Consider the following 22,094-nt stretch of genomic DNA (forward strand, 5'->3'; position numbering starts at 1 on the left):
CGTTGGTAGTGCGAGATTCAGCGGAGAAGCGCGCCGCCGCGGAGGGTGTCGGCGGTGGCGAGCGCCTCGAACGACTTACCGATCCGCACGGTGTAGAGGTTGGCGACCGGAACGTCCTCGACTTCGAACGAGACGAGGCAGATCCCGCTCTTGAGGGCCGTGAAATCGCCGAGGGTCGAGGATCCGTACACCTCGCCCGTCCGGGCGTCCACGATCGTCACAGGCGAACCGACTGCCACGTCGGTGACGAAGGGCTTGGCGCGCGTCGCGCAATCCACCTCGACCGCGCCGGACGCGGTGAAGTACGACGACGAGATGACACCGAAGACGAGCGCACCGATCGCCCCCACCACGAACGCCACCCCGACGATCAGACTGCCGAGGCGGATCCCGATCTTCCACTTGCGCTGCCAGCGCTTCGGCGGCAACGGCGGCCCGGGCGGCAGAAAGAACCGCACCTCGGGCTGCGGCATGTCCGAATGCGAGTGCTCGGACGGTGCGACGCCGGCCGCCGCGGCAGAGACGAGCTGGGGCTCGGAGTCCGAACGGTCGGCCGGTGTCTCGGGCTCGGTGTCCGGCTGCTGGGGGTCGGCACCCGGTTGTTCTTCGGGGATCGACGGATGGTCCATCTCAGCTCCGCGGCGGGAAGTACTTGATGAGCGCTTCCTGCACGACGGAGGTGGCCAGGGTGCCGTCGCGCATGAAGAACCGGCCGGAGCCGATGCCGCGCGATCCGGCGGCGACGGGCGACTCGGTCGCGTAGAGCATCCACTCGTCGAAGCGGAACTCGCGGTGGAACCACATGGAGTGGTTGACGGTGGCCGCGAAGAGCCGGTCGATGCCCCACGACAGTCCGTGCGTGGTGATGATCGAGTCGAGGACCGTGGTGTCCGACGAGTACGCCATCGCACCCACGTGCATCAGCGGATCGTCGGGGAGCTTCCCGTCGGCCTTCATCCAGGCGCGGTTGTGGTTCAGCTTCTCACCGGTCCCCTTCATCACCCAGGTCGGGTCGTTCGCGAAGCGGATGTCGACCGGATGCAGGGCGTTGACGAAGGCTTCGATCTTGTCCTCGTAGCCCTTGAAGTGCTCGTCGATCTTGGGGAGTTCCTCCGGGTATGGGACCTCGGGGATCTCGACGGCGTGCTCGAGGCCCGCCGAGTTGTCCTGGAAGGCGACGAGCATCGTGAAGATGACCTCGCCGTCCTGCTTCGCGGTGACCTGGCGGTTCGCGAAGGCGCGTCCGTCGCGGTAGCGGTCGATGTGGTACTCGAGCGGTTTGGTGACGTCGCCGCCGCGGATGAAGTGCGCGTGCAATGCGTGGACGGGCGGATTTCCCTTCACGATGGTGCGGCCGGCGGCCACCACTCCCTGGCCGAGGAGTTGCCCGCCGAAGGTCCGTGCCATCACCTGATCGGGATGCTGCCCGATGAAGAGGTCGTCGTCGACGCGCTCCACGTCGAGAAGCTCGATCAGCTTGGCGAGATCGGCGGAATTGGTCACGTCGTGATCTGGGGTGCCGTCGGTCATGGCTCCCACACTATGTCAGCGGTGCCGCGGAGCACGTTCTCCCCCGCCGCACCGCCGACGACTCCGTCAGTGGTCCTGTTCGCCGATGCGGTGGACGTGGATGAAGTTGGTGGATCCGATGACCGACGCGGGGGCGCCGGCGATGATGACGACGGTGTCGCCCTTAGCGACGCGTCCCTTGCTGAGCAGGATCTCGTCGACCTGCTCGATCATCGAGTCGGTGTCCTTCATGCGCGGGACGAAGTGTGAGTCGACGCCCCAGCTGAGCGCCAGCTGGTTGTGCGTGGCCTCGGTGGCGGTGAAGCCGATCAACGGCACACGCGCGTGCAGTCGGGCGATCCGTCGGACGGTGTCGCCGGATTCGGTGAAGCCGATCATGGCGACGGCGTCGAGGCGCTCGGCGATGTCGCGCGCGGCGTAGGTGACGATGCCGCGACGGGTGCGCGGGACGTGGGTCAGCGGCGGAACGTCGCGGGTGCCGTTCTCGACCGCCGTCACGATCCGACTCATGGTTCGCACAGTCTCGTGCGGGTACTTGCCGACCGAGGTCTCACCCGACAGCATCACGGCGTCGGCGCCGTCGAGCACGGCGTTGGCGACGTCGGAGGCCTCGGCGCGGGTGGGGCGCGAGTTCTCGATCATCGAGTCGAGCATCTGGGTCGCGACGATGACCGGCTTCGCGTTCTCGCGCGCCATCTGAATGGCACGCTTCTGCACCAGCGGAACCTCTTCGAGAGGCATCTCGACGCCGAGATCACCGCGGGCCACCATGATGGCGTCGAACGCCAGGACGACGGCTTCGAGGTTCTCAATCGCTTCGGGCTTCTCGAGCTTGGCGACCACGGGCACGCGGCGTCCGACGCGGTCCATCACCTCGTGCACCAATTCGATGTCGGACGGGCTGCGGACGAACGACAGGGCGACGAGGTCGACGCCCAGGCCGAGCGCGAACTCCAGGTCGGCGATGTCCTTCTCCGACAAGGCCGGCACCGAGATGTTCATGCCGGGCATCGACAGGCCCTTGTTGTTGCTGACGGTGCCGCCCTCGGTGACGGTGCAGACGACGTCGTTCCCGTCGACGCTGTCGACGACCAGGCCCACCTTGCCGTCGTCGACCAGGAGTCGGTCGCCGACCGCGGCGTCCTGCGCCAGGTTCTTGTACGTGGTGGAGACCCGGTCGTGATTGCCGATCACGTCGTCGACCGTGATCCGGACCTGTTCTCCGGCGTTCCAGTCGACGGCGCCGTTGGGGCGGCCGTTGTCCTCGAACTTGCCGAGTCGGATCTTGGGTCCCTGCAGGTCGGCGAGGATGCCGACCGCGTTGCCCGTGCTCTCACCGGCTGCGCGGACGGTCTTGTAGACGCTCTGGTGGTCAGCGTGCGCGCCGTGGCTGAAGTTGAGGCGCGCGACGTTCATTCCGCATTCGACGAGCTCAGTGATGCTCTCCAGAGAGCTGGTAGCGGGTCCGAGGGTACAAACGATCTTGGTTCGACGAGTCACGCTCTAAGGCTAGCGGTCTTCCTCCGGTGTGTCGCCTTCGTCTGTCACCTCGGTCGAGCGGGATTCGTCACTCGATTCGGGATGCCCGGAATCGGTGGTCTCGGCGCGGCGGATCTCGATCGATCCGGCTGAGCCGCCCGGGTTCTGCTCGACGATCGAGATGCCGCCGAGTTCCTCGTCGTCGGCGGGGACGACGGTGTATCCCTGCGACGACACCGAGTCGACGATTGCGGGTTCGCGGCCCGGGATCACGCGCCCAGTCGGCGCGTCGACAGGTGCTTCCTCGGCAGGTGCTTCCTCGGCAGGCGCTTCCTCGACTGGTGCTTCCTCGTCCGACGGCTCGGCGGGAGGTGCGTCCTCTTCCGAGTCCTCCTCGTCCGACGGCTCGGCCGAGTCCGCGGGGGTCTCGTCGCTTTCGTCGGAGGTGTCGTCGGCTTCGGCGGAGGTGTCGTCGGCCTTCTCGTCCTCGAGGTCTGCAGCCGAGTCGTCGGGAGTCTCGGGTGCCGGGTCCTCGGCGTCGACGTCGGTGTCATCGACGGCCTCGTCCTCATCGACGGGCTCGCCGTCAGCGGTCGGCTCGTCGTCGGCCGCATCGCCACCGGTCAGCGGTTCGGCCGATGCGTCGTCGGGACCGTCGTCTACCGCGTCGTCACCGGACTCGTCATCCGAGGCGGCGACGGCGTCGACCGCAGCGGCGGCACCGCCGACCGCCACGACGCCGGCTGCCGGCGCCTTCGACTCGTCGGCATCGACACCGTCGTCCGCATCGCGGTCGACATCGTAGAAATCATCGTCGGCCGGCTCGCGCTCGTGGAAGTCGTCGTCCTCGAGATAGTCGCTGTCGTCCGCCTCATCGTCGTAGTCGTCGTCATCGGCAGTGTCGTCGTCGACGTCGTCGGACTCGACCTCGTCCTCGTCGTCCTGCAGTTCCGGCGGGATGTAGCCGACGGCGCCCTCGTCGGCGAGCTCCTCCGCACGATCGGGCCAGTACATCGACAGCCCCTGTTCGCGGCCCTTCGGCGCCATCACCACGTAGAGCGCGGCGCACAGGAAGACGATCGCGGCGGTGAAGAGGTTGATGCGGATGCCGAAGATGTGAGTCGCGAAATCGTCCCGCATCAGTTCGACGCCGAACCGTCCGACGCAGTATCCGGCGACGTACATCGCGAACAGGCGGCCGTGGCCGATCTTGAACTTCCGGTCGATCAGCACCAGCAGCAGCACGATCAGGATGTTCCAGACCATTTCGTACAGGAAGGTCGGATGGACGATCGTCGCCACGTTGCCGGTGGAGACGCCGTCGATCAGCTTGTACGAGATCTGCCCGTCGCTGTTGACGCGGTCGAAGATCTCCAGGCCCCACGGAACGTCGGTCGGACGTCCGAACAACTCCTGGTTGAAGTAGTTGCCGAGCCGGCCGATGGCCTGCGCGAGGAGGATCGCGGGCGCGATCGCATCGCCGAACGGGGGCAGTTTGATGCCCATGTTGCGGGCGCCGATCCAGGCGCCGACGGCACCGAGCGCGACGGCGCCCCAGATGCCGAGACCGCCGTCCCAGACGCGGAACGCGGCACCGAGCCCCTTGCCGCCGGGGCCGAAGTAGGTCTCCCAGTCGGTGAGCACGTGGTACAGGCGCCCGCCGACGAGGCCGAACGGGACCGCCCACAGCGCGACGTCGATGACCTCGCCCGGTTGGCCCCCGCGCGCCTGCCACCGTCTGCTGCCCCACCAGACGGCGACGACGATGCCGACGATGATGCAGAGCGCGTAGGCGCGGATCGGCACGGGGCCGAGGTGCCACACGCCCTGCGAGGGGCTCGGGATGAAGGCGAGGACGGTTCCGTCAGTCACAGGTGCCACAGTATCGTGCAGCGGCATCGCGCTCTGTCACCGCCACTGCCCGATCGGCCGAAAACCTACTGGGCCGTATCGCGGATTCGATCAGCGGCGAGCGCGTCGCACGCCCCCGGCGAGGTCGGAGACCACTGCACCGACCGCGTCGAGGCCCTTCTCGACCGCGGACACGATGGCCGAGCCGACGATCACGCCGTCGGCGTAGGCGCCGATCTCGGCGGCCTGGTCGCCGTCGCGGACACCGAGACCCACACCGATCGGGATGTCGGAGTACTCGCGGACCCGGGCGCACAGTTCGGGTGCGGCGTTGGAGACTCGATCACGGGCACCGGTGACACCCATCGTCGACGCCGCGTAGACGAAGCCGCTGCAGTTGTCGAGGGTCATCGCCAGCCGTTCGGGAGTCGACGACGGCGCGACCAGGTAGATCCTGTCGAGTCCGTGCGCCTCCGAAGCCGCGTACCAGTCGTCGCCCTCCTCGGGAATCAGGTTGGGCGTGATGAGGCCGACGCCGCCTGCGGCTGCGAGGTCGCGGGCGAAGGCGTCGACGCCGTACTTGAGGATCAAGTTCCAGTACGTCATGACGACCGGCTGCGCTCCGGCTGCCGCGACGGTCTCGGCGGCGGCGAAGACGTCGCGGACACGCGAGCCGTTCTCCAGTGCCTTCATCGCCGCGTTGGCGACCGTCGGGCCGTCCATCACCGGGTCGGAGTACGGGATGCCGATCTCGACGATGTCGCATCCGGATTCGACCATCGTCTTCATGACCGCGAGAGAGTCGTCGACCGTCGGGTACCCGACCGGCGTGTAGCCGATCAATGCGGGACGGTTCTCCGCCTTGCAGGCCGCGAAGGTGGCGCCCAGGCGAGAGTCGGGGGCGGACTTCGGGCTCATCGATCGTTCTCCTTCTTCGCGGCGGCGAGCGACGCGGCGTATTCGGTCTCGTTCTGCGGCTTCTCGAACAGGCCGAACCACTGCGCGGCGGTGTCGACGTCCTTGTCGCCGCGACCGGAGACGTTGACGACGATGACCGCGCCGTCGCCCAGTTCGCGTCCCAGTTTGAGGGCGCCCGCGACGGCGTGCGCCGACTCGATCGCCGGGATGATGCCCTCCTTGCGGGAGAGCAGCGCCAGGGCGTCCATCGCCTCGGCGTCGGTGATCGGACGGTACTCGGCACGCCCGATCTCCCTGAGGTAGGCGTGCTCGGGGCCCACGCCCGGGTAGTCCAGACCGGCGGAGATCGAGTGCGATTCGATCGTCTGACCGTCCTCGTCCTGCAACAGGTACGAGTAGGAGCCCTGGAAGGCGCCCGGCGTGCCGCCGGTGAACGTGGCGGCGTGACGTCCGGTCTCGACGCCGTCGCCCGCGGCCTCGAAGCCGACCATGCGGACGCCCTCGTCGTCGATGAACGGGTGGAACATGCCGATGGCGTTGGAGCCGCCGCCAATGCAGGCAGTGACGGCGTCGGGGAGCCGACCGATCTTCTCGATGATCTGGACGCGGGTCTCCATGCCGATGATCCGCTGCAGATCGCGCACGATCATCGGGAACGGATGCGGTCCGGCGGCCGTCCCGAAGCAGTAGTAGGTGCTGTCCGCGTTGGTGACCCAGTCGCGGAAGGCCTCGTTGATCGCGTCCTTGAGCGTGGCGGATCCGGTCTCGACGGCCACGACGGTGGCGCCGAGCAGGCGCATGCGGGCCACGTTGAGCGCCTGACGTTCGGTGTCGACGCGCCCCATGTAGATGAGGCATTCCAGACCGAGCAGCGCGCACGCCGTGGCGGTCGCGACACCGTGCTGACCGGCGCCGGTCTCGGCGATGATGCGCGTCTTCCCCATCTTCTTGGCGAGGAGCGCCTGCCCGAGGACGTTGTTGATCTTGTGCGACCCGGTGTGGTTGAGGTCCTCACGCTTGAGGAACAGGCGTGCGCCGCCCGCGTCCTCGCGGAGTCGTTCGGCTTCGTACAGCGGCGACGGACGACCGGAGTAGTCCCGCTGCAGGCGGTCGAGTTCGTTCAGGAAGGTCTGGTCGGTCCGCAGCTTCTCGTAGCCGGCGGTGACCTCCTCGATCACCGCCATCAGCGCCTCGGGAACGTGGCGGCCGCCGAACTCGTTCCAGTGTCCCCGCTCGTCGGGTCCGATCGGGTGGACGTGGGCGACGCCGTCGCTGGCCTGCGGGAAGGCGGCCTGCGCGTCGTGTTCGGGGTTCTCGGTCACGTTCCTCAGTATCCTCATCAATCGCATCGTGCGGCAAATGAAAAACCGCATTCCTCGATTCCGTTGTACGACAACAGCATCGAGGTCTTCGGTTCAGTTCGGTCCGGAAGTCAGCGCGACGGCTTGGGGCACGACGGGTGCGATCCCGCGGTCACCAGGTCGGCCACCGCCAGGCGCGGATCGCCGCTCGTCACGACACCCTCGCCGACCAGGATCGCGTCGGCGCCGGCACCGGCGTAGGCCAGCAGATCGGCGGGACCGCGGACTCCGGACTCGGCGACCTTGATGACGCTCGACGGAAGGCCCGGGGCGATCTGCGCGAAGCAGTCGCGGTCCACCTCGAGGGTCTTCAGGTTGCGGGCGTTGACGCCGACCACCTTGGCACCGGCTTCGAGCGCGCGGTCGGCCTCTTCCTCGGTGTGGACCTCGACGAGGGCGGTCATGCCGAGCGACTCGGTGCGGTCGAGCAGCGAGGCCAGCACCTTCTGCTCCAGGGCGGCGACGATCAGCAGGATGACGTCCGCACCGTGGGCCCGCGCCTCGTGGATCTGGTACGGACCGACGATGAAGTCCTTGCGGAGGATCGGGATGTCGATCGCGGCGCGGACGGCGTCGAGATCGGCCAGCGAACCGCCGAATCGACGCTCCTCGGTGAGGACGCTGACGATGCGGGCACCGCCGTCCTCGTAGGCCTTGGCGAGATCCGCCGGGTCCGGAATGTTGGCGAGCTGCCCCTTGGACGGGCTCGACCGCTTCACCTCGGCGATGACGGCGATGTCGGACTGGCTCAGAGCAGCCATCGCATCGCGCGGACCGGGTGCGGCCGCAGCCGCCTTCTTCACTGCGTCGAGGGGAAGAGCTGCTTCGCGCGCGGCGACGTCAGCCTTGACTCCCTCGATGATCGAATCGAGCACGGACTGACTGGTCACGGCGACGGCCCCTTTCAACGCTTGGTGTCCAGAGTAGGCATGCCCGTCCCCTGTCGAGCGACCGGGGTCACTTCCTCCGACGGCGGGCTCGGAGTCGATCGACTGAACGAGTCGGCCGGTCGTCACGACCCGGAAATGTCCGAGTGTCGGACTAGTCTTCAGAACCATGCCATGGACTCAGGAGCGGGTGCTCGCCGTCGCACCCGACGCCGCGTCGGTGAAGGCCGGACGCAAGCTCGCGGTGCCCGGACCGTGGTCGGGAACCGGCTGCAACGAGAGCCTGCTGTGGGGGTCGTGTCAGGGCAGCGGCAAGAAGCCGTACCAGGTCAGCATCGATCTGGTGGGTCCCGCGTACAAGTGCAGCTGCCCCAGCCGGAAGTTCCCGTGCAAGCACGCGATCGCCCTGCTGCTCCTCTGGTCCGACGGTCGAGTCGGCGGTACCGCCGCCGACCACGCCGCGGAGTGGGCGCAGCACCGCACCCCTCGAACTGCGGGCGTCACGGCGCCTGCGACCGCGCCCGATCCGGAGGCGCAGGCCGCTAGACGGGCCGAACGCATCGCCAAGATGGACGCCGGCGGCGAGGAGTTCGGACGCTGGTTGGCCGACCTGATGCGCGGCGGTCTCGCGGATGCGATCCGTCGTCCCGAATCGTGGTGGGATGCCGCGGCCGCACGGCTCGTCGACGCTCAGATGCCGGGTCTGGCCGAACGTGTCCGCGACACCGCGATCGATCTGAGTCATGGGGCCGGTCCGGCGGAACTGCTGGAGCGGATCGGTGTCTGGTGGACCATGGTGCGGGCGTGGTCGCGCCGCGAGACGCTGTCGCCCGCTCTGCACGCGGATCTGCAGACCTCACTGGGGTGGCCCATCCCGACCGCGGAGGTCCGCGCGGGCGAGGTCCGCGACGGCATGTGGACCGTCGTCGGATCGCATCGCGACGAGACCGGCCGCCTGACGCAGCAGCGCACGTGGCTCAGGTCCCCCGACACCGGCGAGTTCCTCATGGTTCTCGACACCGTCGGACCGGGGCAGTCGCTCGGTGTGCCGCACCTGGCGGGTGCCCGCCTGCGGGCTCGGCTCGGCGTGTACCCGGGTTCGGCCCCCCAACGGGTGCTGTTCGCCGACCAGCCGGAGCCCGGTGAACCCGCAGCCCGGCTCGGTCCCGGCACCACGATCAGGTCGGCTTTCGCCGGGGCCGCCGACGCCGTCGCCCGCGTCCCGTGGCGCGACCGGCATCCGGTGGTCCTCGACGACGTTGCGCTCGCCGGTGACGGCCTGGACCACCTCGTCGACCCGGTCGGCGATGCGGTTCCGTTGGTGGCCGACACGCCGCAGCAGGCTCTGTTCGCCGTCACGGGCGGTCGTGCCGATCAGGTCTTCGGGGAGTTGGACGGTGGCCGGTTCCGGGTACTCACCGTGGTGGCCGACGGGATGGTGACGGCACTGTGACGACACCGACGAACGCCGACGATTCGACGACCGACGGCTCGGCGGCGCGGTGGCGCGACGCTCTGCTGTCGACGGCAGTCCTGGGCACCGACCGTCGACCGCCGCCCACGCCTCCGACTGCGGTGGGGACCGGCGGGCACCGGGCCGATGAGCCGCCGGTCGAGATGCTCGACCAAGCGGCCCTGGCTGCGGCACTCACCCGGGCTGGGCGGACGAGTACGGTCGCCGAGCCCGCTGCCGCGGCACCGGCGGAGACCTCGCCCTACGCACCTCCGCGTGCGGTCGAACTGCTCGGCGTGCTGCTCGACGCGCCTCCCGTCGCCCGGGAGGTGTGGCCCGACCTCCTCGAACGGTGGCTCGACACCGCCGGTGATCGTGGCGTGCTGGTGCCGCCGCCCATGCTCCCCGCGGTGATCGCGGCCGGCGGTCGATCCCCGCGCCTGCAGCCCGCGCTGCGGCGGTCGTGGGGCCGTCGGGGCGACTGGCTGGCCGAGGTCACCGAATCGGCGGGGAAGCGCCCCGCGCACCTCGACGCGGAGTCCCTGACCCGTGACTGGACCGACCTGGCACCGTCCGTCGCCGTCGACGCCCTGGTCGAACTGCGGAGCCGTGACCCGGCCGGAGCGCGGACCATCGCGCTCGCACAGTGGTCCGGGCTCCCCGCCGCGCTCAAGGAGCGGGTGGTGACCGGATTTCAGGTCGGTCTCTCCCTCGCCGACGAAGCGTTCCTGGAGGACGCCCTCGACCAACGGTCCGTCCGCGTGCGCGATGCCGCCCGCACGGTGCTTCGCCATCTCCCGGGCAGCGCGTTCGGGCGGCGGATGGCCGACCGACTCCGGCCGCTGGTCACCGTCCAGCGGGGGCGGGTGCTTCGATCCCATGTCACGATCACGCTGCTCGCGCCGACCGCACTCGACGACGCCGCGCATCGCGACGGGTTGCCCGGCACCGGCTCGGCGACCGATCGATCCGCATCCCTGCAGGCCATCGTGGCGTCGGCGCCGCTCCACACCTGGACCGACCTCAGCGGTCTGACCGCCGATCAGGTGGTCGCCGGGCTCCGCGACGACACCGCCGCGATCACCGCGTTGATCCGCGCGGCCACGCAGCAGTCCGACGGCCGGTGGGCACACGCTCTGCTCGCGGTCCGCGACCACCGCTCGCTGGTGCCCGTGCTGCCCCCAGCGGAACGGGAACGCCACCTGCTCCGCCTCCTCCCCGTCTGCAACGACGTCGCCTTTCAAGAGCTCCTGGCGGTCGCCGGACACCCGTGGAGCGTCGCCGTCGCCCACACGATCCTGGCTCGGGTCACCCGGCCCGCGGCGCCGAAGGACACCGCGTCCACGCTGAGCCGTCGCGTCGCGCACCTGCCGATGACGTACGCGACAGCCTTCCCCGCGGAGTCCGTGCCTGCGATCAGCGAAGTGCTGGCCCGGGCCGAACTGCCTACGTCCGGCGTCGCCGTCCCCGACCACCTGCGGCGAGTCCTCGCCACGGCCATCAACTTCCATGCTCTCGACCAGTCCATTCAGGAGGCCTTCTCGTGACCACTCCCTCGCCGACCACCCCCGCCGACGACGTCCTGCGGGCGCACGCCGAGTACGAGTACGCCGCCGAACTCGCGGCGCTCGCGGCCGCCGACGACCGTCCCCGACCACCGCGATGGCAGCTGTCGCCGTGGGCGGTGACCACCTATCTGTTGGGCGGCACCCTGACCGACGGCACGGTGATCACCCCGAAGTACATCGGTAGTCGCCGCCTGATGGAGATCGCGGTGGCCTCGCTCGCCACCGACCGGGCGCTGCTGCTCCTCGGTGTTCCGGGCACCGCGAAGTCGTGGGTCAGCGAGCACCTCGCCGCCGCGATCAGCGGTGACTCGACCCTCGTCGTGCAGGGCACCGCAGGCACCACCGAGGAGGCCATCCGTTACGGCTGGAACTACGCGAGCCTCCTCGCTGCCGGCCCGTCCACCGACGCACTGGTACCCGGCCCGGTGATGCGCGCGATGCGCACCGGTTCCCTCGCCCGCATCGAGGAACTGACGCGCATCCCCGCCGACGTGCAGGACTCCCTGATCACCGTCCTGTCGGAGAAGACGCTGCCGATCCCCGAACTCGACAGCGAAGTCCAGGCGCGCCGCGGTTTCAACGTGATCGCGACCGCCAACGACCGGGACAAGGGCGTCAACGACCTGTCGTCGGCGCTCCGTCGCCGATTCACCACCGTGGTGCTCCCGCTCCCCGACTCGCTGGACGACGAGGTCTCGATCGTGACCCAGCGCGTGTCGAGTCTCGGGGCGTCGCTGGAGCTCCCGGCCGACCTGCAGTCCCTCAGCGAGATCCGACGCGTGGTGACGGTGATGCGTGAACTCCGCGGCGGCGTCACCGTCGACGGGCGCACCACACTGAAGTCGCCGTCGTCGACGCTCTCGACGGCCGAGGCCATCTCGGTGGTGACCAGCGGGCTGAGTTTGGCCGCGCACTTCGGCGACGGTGTGGTGGGCGCGCACGACGTGGCCGCGGGCCTGCTCGGCGCAGTCGTGAAGGACCCGGTGCAGGACGCGGTGATCTGGGACGAGTACCTGGAGACCGTCGTCCGCGGTCGCCCCGACTGGGACGACCTCTACCGCGCGTGCCGGGATCTGGGCACCGGCGCACATCGATGACCGTTCGCGCGACCGTCTCGATCCTCGGCATCCGGCACCACGGGCCGGGCTCGGCGCAGTCCGTCGCCGACGCCCTCGCGGAGATCAGCCCCGACTTCGTGCTGGTGGAGGGGCCGGGCGAGCTGACGAAGATCCTGCCGCTGCTGGTGGACCCCGAGACCGTCCCACCGATCGCCGGGCTGGTGTACGACGCCGCCGAACCGAGCCGGGCGTCGTTCTATCCGCTCGCCTCGTTCTCGCCCGAATGGGTCGCGACCCGGTGGGCGCTGAACCACGACGTCACCGTGGAGTGGGCGGATCTGCCGGGCGGCAACCAGTTGGCGCTGCGGGCGGCCGTCACCTCGGCCGACACCGCGCCGGAGCCCGCCGTGCACCGCGACGAGCAGGTCACCGACCCGATCGCGGCCCTGGCCGCCGCCGCGGGCTACGACGAGCCCGAACGCTGGTGGGAGGACGCGGTGGAGCACGCCGGAGCCGCCGGGGTCCTCGACCGGTTCGACGCGGTGCGCGAGGCGATCGCCGAGCTCCGCACCGACGAGCCGGCGCCGACTCCGCTCGTCGGGGACGACAAGGTCCTCGACGCCGTCGCCGCGTCGAACCCGCTGGGGTCGGCGATGACCGGTGCCCGCGAGGCCGCGATGCGCAAGGCGCTGCGGGCCGCGATCAAGGCCGGTCACCAGCGGATCGCGGTGGTGTGCGGCGCCTGGCACGCACCGGCCCTCGACCCGACCCGCATGCCGTCGGCCGCCGCCGACAATCGGTTGCTGCGCGGCCTCCCGAAGACCAAGGTGGCCGTCGCGTGGGTGCCGTGGACCGCGACCCGGCTGAGTCAGTGGTCGGGCTACGGCGCCGGCGTCGCCTCCCCCGGCTGGTATCGCCACCTGTTCGAGGCGCGGCGCGCCGGACACGACACGAGGGAGGCCGCCGCATCCTGGCTCGTCCTCGTGGCGCGGGAGCTCCGCGCGCAGGGGCGCCCTGCATCGCCGGCGGCGGTGGTCGACGCGGTCCGGCTCGCAAGCACGCTCGCCGGTCTCCGCGGCCGCCCCCACCCCGGACTGAGCGAACTGGACGACGCCGCGCTGGCTGTCCTCGCCGACGGCGACCGGATGCCGTTGACTCTCGTGAACGACAGCCTGGTGGTCGGCGCCGACATCGGCGCCGTTCCGGAGTCCGCCCCGCTGGTCCCCCTCGCCGCCGACCTCCAACGACAGCAGAAGGGTTGCCGGTTGCGGCCCACAGCACAGGCGAAGTCGCTGATGTTGGACCTCCGCACCGACTCGGGGCGCGCCAAATCGGTGCTGCTGCACCGGCTCCGCGCCCTCGACATCACGTGGGGACTGCCCGGCGAGACCGGCTCCACCACCGGCACCTTCAAGGAGGCGTGGGAGCTGGAGTGGGATCCGGCGATGGCCGTCGACGTCGTCGAGGCGTCCGTCTACGGCACCACCGTCGCCTCCGCGGCCGCCGCGAAGGTCGCCGCCGACGCGGACGCCGCCACGACGCTCGGCGCACTGTCCGAACTGATCGACCTGTGCCTGCTCGCCGACCTCCCGATCGACCGGGTGGTCGCCGCACTCGCCGACCGTGCCGCCGCGCACACCGACGTCCCGGAACTCCTCGCCGCCGTCGAACCACTCGCTCGCGTCTGTCGGTACGGAAACGTCCGCCAGGTGGCGACCGACGATGTGCGCGCCGTCCTGGACCAGACCGCGGTGCGCGCCTGCCTCGGACTGCCGTCCGCCTCCACTTCGCTGAGCGACGACGCCGCCGTCGGGCTGAGGACCGCCGTCGAGTCCGCGCACCGGGGGTTGATGCTGCTCGACGACATGCGGCTCGCCGACTACTGGTACGGCGCTCTCCGCCGCGTCGCCGATCACGACCGTGTCCCGGGAACGCTCGTCGGTCGCGCCACCCGCATGCTGCTCGACGCCGGGCGCCTCCACCGGGACGAGGTGGAACGACGGATGGGGCTCGCACTGTCCACGGTGGGCGATCCCGTCGACGCCGCGGGTTGGCTGGACGGATTCCTCGCCGGCGACGCTCTCGTCCTCATGCACGACGCAGCCCTGCTCGCCGTGGTCGACGAGTGGATGTCCGGCGTCGCGACGGAGGTCTTCGACGACCTCCTGCCGCTGCTGCGCCGCACGTTCTCGGGGTTCTCGAAGGCCGAGCGCCGGATCATCGGGCAGTCGTTGACCCGGGCGGCGCACACCGACGTCGGCGCTGCGTCGGATCTCGGGCAGGCCGCCCCCGCGATGGCCGCGGTGGCCCGGCTCATCGGATGGGAGACGATGTGAACGACGACCGACTGACCCGCTGGCGGCTGGTGCTGGGCGGTGGCGAGGCCGACGGCATCGGTGCCGGAGTCGGCGCGCTGCAGGGTGCGGACGCCACCCGCGACCAGGTGCTGTCCGAGCTGTACGACGGTCCGCGCCGCGGTGGGCTGGGCGGTTCGCAGCCGCGCGTCGCACGGTGGCTCGGCGACATCCGCACCTACTTCCCGTCGTCGGTGGTGCAGGTGATGCAGTCCGACGCGATGGACCGGCTGGGGCTCAAGCAGATGCTGCTGGAGCCGGAGATGATGGCGGCCGTCCACCCGGACCTCGACCTGGTGACGACGCTGATCAGCCTCACCCAGGTGATGGACGAGCAGTCCCGCGAGACCGCGCGGCACGTCGTCCGGCAGGTGACCGACCAGCTGGAGGCACGACTGCGCCAGGCGACGGTGCAAGCGGTGACGGGCGCTCTCGACCGGTCGTCGCGGACCAGTCGACCGAGGCCCGCGGACATCGACTGGAACCGCACGATCGCCGCCAACCTGAAGCACTATCAACCCGAGTACCGGACGGTGATCCCCGAGCGGCTGGTCGGATACGCGCGGCGGCAGTCGCAGGTGCAGCGGGAGATCATTCTGTGCATCGACCAGTCCGGGTCGATGGCGGAGTCGGTGGTCTTCGCGAGCGTGTTCGGCGCCGTGCTCGCCTCGCTGCGATCGGTGCGCACGCGGCTGGTCGTCTTCGACACCGAGGTGGTGGACCTGACCGAGGACATGGCCGACCCCGTCGACATCCTGTTCGGCGTGCAACTCGGCGGCGGCACCGACATCAACCGCGCGGTCGCCTACTGCCAGTCGCAGATCGAACGCCCCGCCGAGACCGTCCTGATCCTGATCAGTGACCTGTACGAGGGCGGCGTCGCCGAGGAACTGCTGGAGCGGTCACGGTCGATCGTGGCGTCGGGGGCGACGATGATCGCGTTGCTCGCCCTGTCGGACTCGGGGACACCGTCGTTCGACGCCGACCTCGCCGGACAGCTGACCGGGCTCGGGGTCCCGTCGTTCTCCTGCACGCCCGACCTCTTCCCCGACATGATGGCCGCGGCGATCGATCGCCGCGACATCGGCGAGTGGGCGTCGAACCGCGAGATCGCGGTGGTGGGGAGCACCGACTGACGCGGCTACCGTTTCGGACGACAGACGCGTCTGCCGGGGACACCATCCGCGTCTCCCGCCGACAGACGCGTCGTCCGGGACGACGCGTCTGTCGGCGGGAGACGCGGATGGTCGTGAAGGGAGCGAGCGGGCGCCCCAGCGGCGAATGCGCCTACTTCTCGTCGTCCGTCGGGTCGAGGCCCTCGTCGAGGGAGTCCCAGAGAAAGCGTTCGTTGGTCTCCGGTGCGACGGGCTCGCCTGCCGCCGCGCGCTCACGTTCGGCGAAGACCTTGCGCTCCAGTTCGGCGCGACGGGCGGCCGGTGAGTCGTACTTGGACGACATCCCGCTCTTGTTGGCGGTCCGCATCATGAAGACGGCACCGATCACGGCGCACACGGCGGCGGCGATCACCAGATAGCCGGGCGTCGACTCGACGGGGATCCCGTCGATCGGGTTCCGCGACGGATCCAGGCCCGCCATCTTCACGATGTAACTGTTGTCCTGTCCTTCGGTCAGGAGCGAGATCGCCGGGATCACCGAGACTCCGCCGCCGATCGCGACCAGGATCGCGACCAGCCGCAACGCCATGCCGCGGACGGCGAACTGTGCGCCGACCGCCGCGACCATGGCGATGGCGACGGCGACGAGCCACGGGCTCCACTGGCTGCCGTCCACCGTCACGACGCGCGACGGCGACGGCGGGTTCTCGCCGACGAGGATGGTGGCCCACTTCATCCGCGACGCACCCCACAGGCCGAGTGCGGCCACCAGGATCAGGATCGATGCGATCGCCTGGTAGCGACGATTCATCGAGGTCGGTGCGCCGGTGGTTGAGGTGCTCTCGACGGGGTCGACGGATTCGGATTCGCTCACGGCTTCTCCTCCCCGACCGTGGCGGCACCGGTGACCGGCGCCATGGTCGCGGCAGCGGCGACGGCGGCGAGCACCGCCGACGCCTTGTTGCGTGCTTCGTTGTACTCGTATTCGGCGTTGCTGTCGGCGACCACGCCGCCGCCGGCCTGCACGTACGCGGTGTCGCCCGACATCAGTGCGGTGCGGATGGCGATCGCGGTGTCGGCGTTGCCCGCGAAGTCGAGGTAGCCGACGACGCCGCCGTACAGGCCGCGCCGGGTGATCTCGTTCGCCTCCACCAACTCCATCGCCCGCACCTTCGGCGCACCGGTGAGGGTGCCTGCCGGGAAGCAGGCGGTGACGGCGTCGAGCGCCTGCTTGTCCTTCTGCAGGGTTCCGGACACCGTGGACACCAGGTGCATCACGTGGCTGTAGCGCTCCACCCGGCGGTAATCGGTGACGCGGACGGTGCCCGGTTCGCAGACGCGGCCGAGGTCGTTGCGGCCGAGGTCGACGAGCATCAGGTGCTCCGAGTTCTCCTTCTCGTCCTCGAGCAGTCCCTTGGAGAGGAGCTGGTCCTCCTCCTCGGTGGCGCCCCTCCAGCGGGTGCCGGCGATGGGGTGCGTGGTGGCGACCCGGTCGGCGACGGTGACGAGCGCCTCCGGCGACGATCCGACGATGGAGAAGGGCTCGCGGTCGATGCCGGGCATCTGCAGGAAGTACATGTACGGGCTCGGATTGGAGGCCCGCAGCACTCGGTACACGTCGAGCGGATCGGCGTCGGTGTCGATCTCGAAGCGCATCGACGGCACCACCTGGAAGGCTTCGCCCGCCTCGATCTCGCCGACCAGTCCCGCGACGATCCCGCGGTAGTCGTCGAGGGTCCGCTGCGACCGGTACTCGGGCACCGGTCGGCTGAACGTCGACACCGTCGACGGATCCGGTGCGGCCAGCGCGGCGGACATCGCGTCCAGGCGTGCGACGGCGTCGCGGTAGGCCTCTTCGGCACGGTCGGCGCTGCCGTCCCAGTTGACCGCGTTCGCGATCAACGTGATGGTGCCCTCGTGATGGTCGAAGGCCGCGAGGTCGGCCACGAGGAGCCAGAACATGTCCGGCAGGTGCAGGTCGTCGACCGTGGTCTCGGGTAGCCGTTCGAGTCGGCGGACGAAGTCGTAGGCCATGAAGCCGACGAAACCGCCGGTGAGCGGCGGCATGCCGTCCACCGGATCGGTGTGCAGCAGCCGCAGCGACTCGGCGAGTGCCTCGACGGGATCGCCACCGACCGGTGCGCCGGCCGGGACGTCGCCCCACCAGTGCGCTTGGCCGTCGGCGATGGTCAGCGCGGACCGGGTGCCCGCGCCGATGAACGACCACCGCGACCACGAGGCCCCATTGGGCGCCGATTCGAGGAGGAAGGTGCCGTCCTTGAGGGCGAAGTCCTCGGCGTCCGGGTCGCGCGCCAGTTTGCGGTACGCCGACAGCGGCGTCTCAGAGTCGGCGAGGACCTTGCGGGTCACCGGCACCACGCGGTGGTCGCCAGCGAGGTCGAGGAACGCGTCCAGGGTCGTGGTGTCCATGGAGCCCGATGCGTGCGCGGCGCTCATCCGAGCGGTTCCCCGCCGACGCCCCACTGCTGGCGCGGTACTTCGGTGATCGTCACCCACACGGAGTCGGGGTTCTTGCCCGTGGCCTTGGCGTAGGCGTCGGTGACGGCGGCGATGGTCTCGCGCTTCACACGGTCGGACAGGCCTGGTGTCTGGGAGATTTGAATCAGCGGCATGACGTCACCGTCCCTCGTCGTCGTTGTTCTGGGTGGACAGGTCCACGGGCACCCCGAATTCGAGGGGCTCGGTGTCGAAGCAACTGTGGCTTCCCGTGTGGCAGGCGGCACCGATCTGGTCGACGGTCAGCAGCAGGGTGTCGCCGTCGCAGTCGACGCGGACGTCGTGCACGTACTGGGTGTGACCGCTGGTCTCGCCCTTGACCCAGTACTGCTGCCGCGACCGCGAGTAGTAGGTGGCGTGACGCGTGGCGAGGGTGCGTTCGAGCGCCTCGTCGTCCATCCACGCCATCATCAGGACGATGCCGGTGGACCGTTCCTGCGCGATGGCGGCGAACAGTCCCGCATCGTTGCGTTTGAGCGAGGCCGCGAGTTCGGCGGGCAGCGCCATGGTGGTTCCTCTTTCTGCGGTGAAGTGTGCGGTCAGCGGACCGTGATGCCCTCGGCGCGCATCGCGTCCTTGACTTCGGCGATGGTGAGGTCGCGGAAGTGGAAGACCGATGCGGCGAGCACGGCGTCGGCGCCCGCGGCGACGGCGGGCGCGAAGTCGGCGACCTTGCCCGCGCCACCGCTGGCGATGACCGGGATCGAGACGGCCGCGCGGACCGCCCGCAGCATCGCGAGATCGAAACCGGACTTGGTGCCGTCGGCGTCCATGGAGTTCAGCAGGATCTCGCCGACACCCAGTTCCTCGCCGCGACGGGCCCATTCGACGGCGTCGATGCCGGTGCTGCGACGACCGCCGTGCGTGGTGACCTCCCAACCGGAGGTCGTGGGTTCGGACCCCTCCGGCACGGTGCGGGCGTCCACCGACAGGACGATGCACTGCGAGCCGAACCGCTGGCTCATCTCGCTGAGCACCTCGGGGCGCGCGATGGCGGCGGTGTTGACGCTGACCTTGTCGGCGCCGGCGCGGAGCATGGTGTCGACGTCGTCGACGGTCCGGATGCCGCCGCCGACGGTGAGCGGGATGAAGATGGCGTCCGCGGTGCGCCGGACCACGTCGATCATGGTGCCGCGACCCGAGCTCGACGCCGTGACGTCGAGGAAGGTGAGCTCGTCGGCACCCTCCTCGTTGTAGCGGGCCGCCAGCTCGACGGGGTCGCCCGCATCACGGAGGTTCTCGAAGTTGACGCCCTTGACCACGCGGCCGTCGTCGACGTCCAAGCAGGGAATGACGCGCACTGCGACGCTCACGGGTGCATCTCCTCGGTGTTGTGCGAATCGGGCTCGCCCGACTCGGTGTTGGTGCTCGATGAAGTTTGTGGGTGCGGCGCCGAGGCTACCGTCGTCCGGTGCGCAGCGCCGCGACCTGCTCCGGCATCGCCTCGCCGATCACCTGGAGCAGTTCGGCGTGCAGCTGACCGTTGCCCGCGACGAGCGAGGTGGAGTCCACCGTCCACGGCCGTCCGGTGACGTCGGTGGCGATGCCCCCCGCTGCGCGGACCAGCGCCGCTCCCGCCGCGTTGTCCCAGGCGTTGGCGCTGAAGGACACCGCCCCGCCGAAGACGCCCGCCGCCACGTAGGCGACGTCGATCCCGTTGGAGCCGGTCATCCGCATGCGTCCGGCGCGGTAGCTGAGCAGCCGCTGCAGTTCGGCGCGCGCGGCGCCCGGGAATCGGCCCTCGGCCCGGGCGTTGAACGCGCCGAGACCGATGACCGCCGTCTGCAGCGGCGCCTCGTCCATCATCGGCACGCGTTCGCCGTTGACGAGCAGGCCGCCGCCGGCGTAGCCGGCGAAGTTCTGGCCGATCAGCGGGATGCGGGTGAGGCCGATGACGGGTTCACCGTCCACGGCGAGCGCCAGCAGCATCGACGCCATCGGCATGCCGACCGAGTAGTTGAAGGTGCCGTCGATCGGGTCCAGGATCCACCGGGTTCCGGACGCCGCCTCCGGGCCGCCGAACTCCTCGCCGTAGACCTCGATCCCGGTCCGTGTCTGCAGCGCCTGGCGGATTCGGCGTTCGAGAGCGAGATCGACTTCGGTGGCGAAGTCGTGGGCTCCCTTGTAGTGGACGCCGGGCGAGCCGACGCCCTCCACGAAGGAGCCGGAGACCTCGTCGAGCACCGACTCGGCGGCGGCCATCAGCAGCGGCAGGTCGGTGTCGTCAACCAGGTCGGTCATGCCAGGATCACCGGCTCTCCGCGGCGGCGACCGCGTCGAGGGCCTCCGGCAGAGTGAATCGTCCGGCGTACAGGGCCTTGCCGATGATGGCGCCCTCGACGCCGAGTCCGGTCAGTTCCGCGATCGCGCGCAGGTCGTCGAGTTGCGAGATGCCGCCCGAGGCGACGACCGGTGAGTCGGTGGCTCGGGCCACCTGCTCCAGGAGTTCGAGGTTCGGGCCGGTGAGGGTGCCGTCCTTGCTGACGTCGGTGACGACATAACGGGCGCAGCCGTCGTTGTTGAGGCGTTCGAGGGTCTCCCACAGATCGCCGCCCTCGGTGACCCAGCCGCGGCCGCGGACCGTGTACGAATCGCCGTTGCGGGTGACGTCGAGGCCGACTGCGATCTTGTCGCCGTGCTCGGCGATCGCCCGGGCACACCATTCGGGGTTCTCGATCGCTGCGGTCCCCAGGTTGACGCGGGTGCATCCGGTGGCGAGGGCTGCGGCGAGGGTCGCGTCGTCGCGGATCCCCCCGGAGAGCTCCACCTTCACATCCACCTCGGCGGCCACCTGCGCGAGGAGTTCACGGTTGTCTCCGCGGCCGAACGCGGCGTCGAGGTCCACCAGATGGAGCCACTGCGCGCCGTCGCGCTGCCAGGCCAGTGCGGCATCGCGCGGCGAGCCGTAGGAGGTCTCCGACCCGGCCTCGCCCTTCACCAGGCGCACCGCCTGGCCGTCGACCACGTCGACTGCGGGGAGGAGTTCGAGAATGCCCATCAGTTCAGTTTCTCTTCTCTGTCTTCATCTGTCGTTCGGATCGTCGACCGCCCGAGTGCGGCCGCGACTCAAGCTTCGTCGTTCCCGGCGCGCTTCCGGGCTTCGATCTCCGCCCGACGCCGGTCGATCTCCCGCTGCACGCCGGACATCATCTTGCGGGAGACCAGGGCGATCGCGACCACCATCAACAGGACGCCCCCGATGGCGACGCACAGTGCGGCGGTCGGATACGGCCGGGCCAACCCGATCACGATCGGCAGCGTCACGACCAGGACCAGCACCCCTGCGCCCAAGGCGTAGAAGACCAGTTTGGCGAACGAGAACCGCTGGAGTTCATCGCTTCCGGCACTCATCAGGACAGTCCCCCGATCCAGTTCTGCAACAGGTGTGCTCCGATGTCGCCGGACTTCTCCGGGTGGAACTGGGTCGCCGACAGCGGCCCGTTCTCCACCGCGGCGAGGAACCGGCCCCCGTGATCGGACCACGTCAGTTTCGGCGCCGAGAGAGGGCCGTACGAGTCCATCTCCCACTCCTGCACCCCGTAGGAGTGGACGAAGTAGAAGCGAGCGTCGTCGTCGATGCCGTGGAAGAGCACCGAGTCGGCGGGTGCCTCGACGGTGTTCCAACCCATGTGCGGGAGGACCGGCGCCTGCAGGCGGGTCACCGAGCCCGGCCACTCTCCGCAACCCTCCGCTTCGATCCCGTGCTCCACACCGCGTTCGAAGAGGATCTGCATGCCCACGCAGATCCCGAGGATGGGGCGTCCGCCGGCCAGTCGACGGCCGATGATGCGGTCGCCGCGAACGGCTTTGAGACCTTCCATGCAGGCCGCGAACGCGCCGACGCCCGGGACCACCAGTCCGTCGGCGTTGATGGCGGTCTCGAAGTCGGAGGTGATCTCGACATCGGCGCCTGCGCGTTCCAGGGCTCGCTGCGCCGAGCGCAGGTTGCCGGAACCGTAATCGAGAAGCGCTACTCGCTTCATTCGCTACTGTGCTCGCATTC

At 69.7% G+C, this 22,094-nt stretch carries 21 protein-coding genes; 5 read left to right on the forward strand and 16 right to left on the reverse strand.

The genetic code is table 11. The features are described 5' to 3' along the window. Positions 1–17 precede the first annotated feature (17 nt). The 7 genes from ACH46_RS12105 to trpC form a co-directional block, all read right to left on the reverse strand. On the reverse strand, positions 18–629 hold the full coding sequence (locus ACH46_RS12105) for a hypothetical protein (RefSeq protein ID WP_226995603.1): 612 nt from the start codon (positions 627–629) through the stop codon (positions 18–20). A 1-nt stretch (position 630) separates the two neighbouring features. Then, positions 631–1,530, reverse strand: coding sequence for an acyl-CoA thioesterase (locus ACH46_RS12110; protein WP_062393140.1), 900 nt, complete (start codon positions 1,528–1,530; stop codon positions 631–633). A 66-nt stretch (positions 1,531–1,596) separates the two neighbouring features. Continuing rightward, positions 1,597–3,030: a pyruvate kinase gene (gene pyk, locus ACH46_RS12115; protein WP_062393141.1), complete on the reverse strand. Its 1,434-nt coding sequence runs from the start codon at positions 3,028–3,030 to the stop codon at positions 1,597–1,599. A 9-nt stretch (positions 3,031–3,039) separates the two neighbouring features. Then, positions 3,040–4,908 carry a prolipoprotein diacylglyceryl transferase gene (gene lgt, locus ACH46_RS12120; RefSeq protein ID WP_082399643.1) on the reverse strand — a complete coding sequence of 623 codons (1,869 nt, stop codon included), beginning with the start codon at positions 4,906–4,908 and terminating at the stop codon, positions 3,040–3,042. 63 nt (positions 4,909–4,971) lie between these two features. Continuing rightward, complete coding sequence (gene trpA, locus ACH46_RS12125; RefSeq protein ID WP_062393145.1) at positions 4,972–5,778, reverse strand: tryptophan synthase subunit alpha; 807 nt, start codon at positions 5,776–5,778, stop codon at positions 4,972–4,974. Then, the gene (gene trpB / locus ACH46_RS12130; protein ID WP_417935248.1) at positions 5,775–7,100 is read right to left on the reverse strand and encodes a tryptophan synthase subunit beta; all 1,326 of its coding nucleotides are present in this window, start codon (positions 7,098–7,100) and stop codon (positions 5,775–5,777) included. The genes trpA and trpB overlap by 4 nt, the downstream gene beginning before the upstream one ends. A gap of 110 nt (positions 7,101–7,210) precedes the next feature. Further along, positions 7,211–8,029, reverse strand: coding sequence for an indole-3-glycerol phosphate synthase TrpC (gene trpC / locus ACH46_RS12135; protein WP_062393146.1), 819 nt, complete (start codon positions 8,027–8,029; stop codon positions 7,211–7,213). Between the two features lie 166 nt (positions 8,030–8,195). Here trpC and ACH46_RS12140 point away from each other — a divergent pair, with 166 nt between their 5' ends. The 5 genes from ACH46_RS12140 to ACH46_RS12160 are packed head-to-tail and all read left to right on the forward strand — an operon-like array spanning position 8,196 to position 15,595. Beyond that, positions 8,196–9,479: an SWIM zinc finger family protein gene (locus ACH46_RS12140; protein WP_062393148.1), complete on the forward strand. Its 1,284-nt coding sequence runs from the start codon at positions 8,196–8,198 to the stop codon at positions 9,477–9,479. Then, positions 9,476–11,026, forward strand: a complete 1,551-nt coding sequence (locus ACH46_RS12145) for a DUF5691 domain-containing protein (protein ID WP_062393150.1) — start codon at positions 9,476–9,478, stop codon at positions 11,024–11,026. Before ACH46_RS12140 ends, ACH46_RS12145 begins: the two co-directional genes overlap by 4 nt. Next, positions 11,023–12,144 carry an ATP-binding protein gene (locus tag ACH46_RS12150; RefSeq protein ID WP_062393152.1) on the forward strand — a complete coding sequence of 374 codons (1,122 nt, stop codon included), beginning with the start codon at positions 11,023–11,025 and terminating at the stop codon, positions 12,142–12,144. The genes ACH46_RS12145 and ACH46_RS12150 overlap by 4 nt, the downstream gene beginning before the upstream one ends. Then, the gene (locus ACH46_RS12155) at positions 12,141–14,441 is read left to right on the forward strand and encodes a DUF5682 family protein (protein ID WP_062393154.1); all 2,301 of its coding nucleotides are present in this window, start codon (positions 12,141–12,143) and stop codon (positions 14,439–14,441) included. Before ACH46_RS12150 ends, ACH46_RS12155 begins: the two co-directional genes overlap by 4 nt. Further along, positions 14,426–15,595 carry a VWA domain-containing protein gene (locus ACH46_RS12160; RefSeq protein WP_062393156.1) on the forward strand — a complete coding sequence of 390 codons (1,170 nt, stop codon included), beginning with the start codon at positions 14,426–14,428 and terminating at the stop codon, positions 15,593–15,595. The genes ACH46_RS12155 and ACH46_RS12160 overlap by 16 nt, the downstream gene beginning before the upstream one ends. 151 nt (positions 15,596–15,746) lie before the next feature. On the opposite strand, the gene ACH46_RS12165 is transcribed toward ACH46_RS12160, so the two are convergent. From ACH46_RS12165 to hisH, 9 genes are all read right to left on the reverse strand, one after another. After that, positions 15,747–16,448, reverse strand: coding sequence for a TIGR02234 family membrane protein (locus tag ACH46_RS12165; protein ID WP_226995605.1), 702 nt, complete (start codon positions 16,446–16,448; stop codon positions 15,747–15,749). Continuing rightward, positions 16,445–18,031, reverse strand: coding sequence for an anthranilate synthase component I (locus ACH46_RS12170; protein WP_062393158.1), 1,587 nt, complete (start codon positions 18,029–18,031; stop codon positions 16,445–16,447). Before ACH46_RS12170 ends, ACH46_RS12165 begins: the two co-directional genes overlap by 4 nt. Beyond that, on the reverse strand, positions 18,028–18,207 hold the full coding sequence (locus tag ACH46_RS12175) for a tautomerase family protein (protein WP_062393159.1): 180 nt from the start codon (positions 18,205–18,207) through the stop codon (positions 18,028–18,030). The genes ACH46_RS12170 and ACH46_RS12175 overlap by 4 nt, the downstream gene beginning before the upstream one ends. 4 nt (positions 18,208–18,211) lie before the next feature. After that, positions 18,212–18,598, reverse strand: a complete 387-nt coding sequence (gene hisI / locus ACH46_RS12180) for a phosphoribosyl-AMP cyclohydrolase (protein WP_062393161.1) — start codon at positions 18,596–18,598, stop codon at positions 18,212–18,214. A 32-nt stretch (positions 18,599–18,630) separates the two neighbouring features. Beyond that, positions 18,631–19,404, reverse strand: a complete 774-nt coding sequence (gene hisF / locus ACH46_RS12185; RefSeq protein WP_062393163.1) for an imidazole glycerol phosphate synthase subunit HisF — start codon at positions 19,402–19,404, stop codon at positions 18,631–18,633. Between the two features lie 85 nt (positions 19,405–19,489). After that, the gene (locus ACH46_RS12190; protein ID WP_062393165.1) at positions 19,490–20,332 is read right to left on the reverse strand and encodes an inositol monophosphatase family protein; all 843 of its coding nucleotides are present in this window, start codon (positions 20,330–20,332) and stop codon (positions 19,490–19,492) included. Positions 20,333–20,339: 7 nt separating this feature from the next. Then, entirely contained in the window at positions 20,340–21,089 is a 750-nt protein-coding gene (gene priA, locus ACH46_RS12195) for a bifunctional 1-(5-phosphoribosyl)-5-((5-phosphoribosylamino)methylideneamino)imidazole-4-carboxamide isomerase/phosphoribosylanthranilate isomerase PriA (protein ID WP_062393167.1), read from the reverse strand. Between the two features lie 68 nt (positions 21,090–21,157). Then, positions 21,158–21,442: a hypothetical protein gene (locus tag ACH46_RS12200; RefSeq protein ID WP_062393169.1), complete on the reverse strand. Its 285-nt coding sequence runs from the start codon at positions 21,440–21,442 to the stop codon at positions 21,158–21,160. Next, entirely contained in the window at positions 21,442–22,074 is a 633-nt protein-coding gene (gene hisH, locus ACH46_RS12205; protein WP_062393171.1) for an imidazole glycerol phosphate synthase subunit HisH, read from the reverse strand. Before hisH ends, ACH46_RS12200 begins: the two co-directional genes overlap by 1 nt. Positions 22,075–22,094: the final 20 nt, after the last annotated feature.

This window comes from Gordonia phthalatica, assembly GCF_001305675.1.
Lineage (GTDB): Bacteria > Actinomycetota > Actinomycetes > Mycobacteriales > Mycobacteriaceae > Gordonia > Gordonia phthalatica.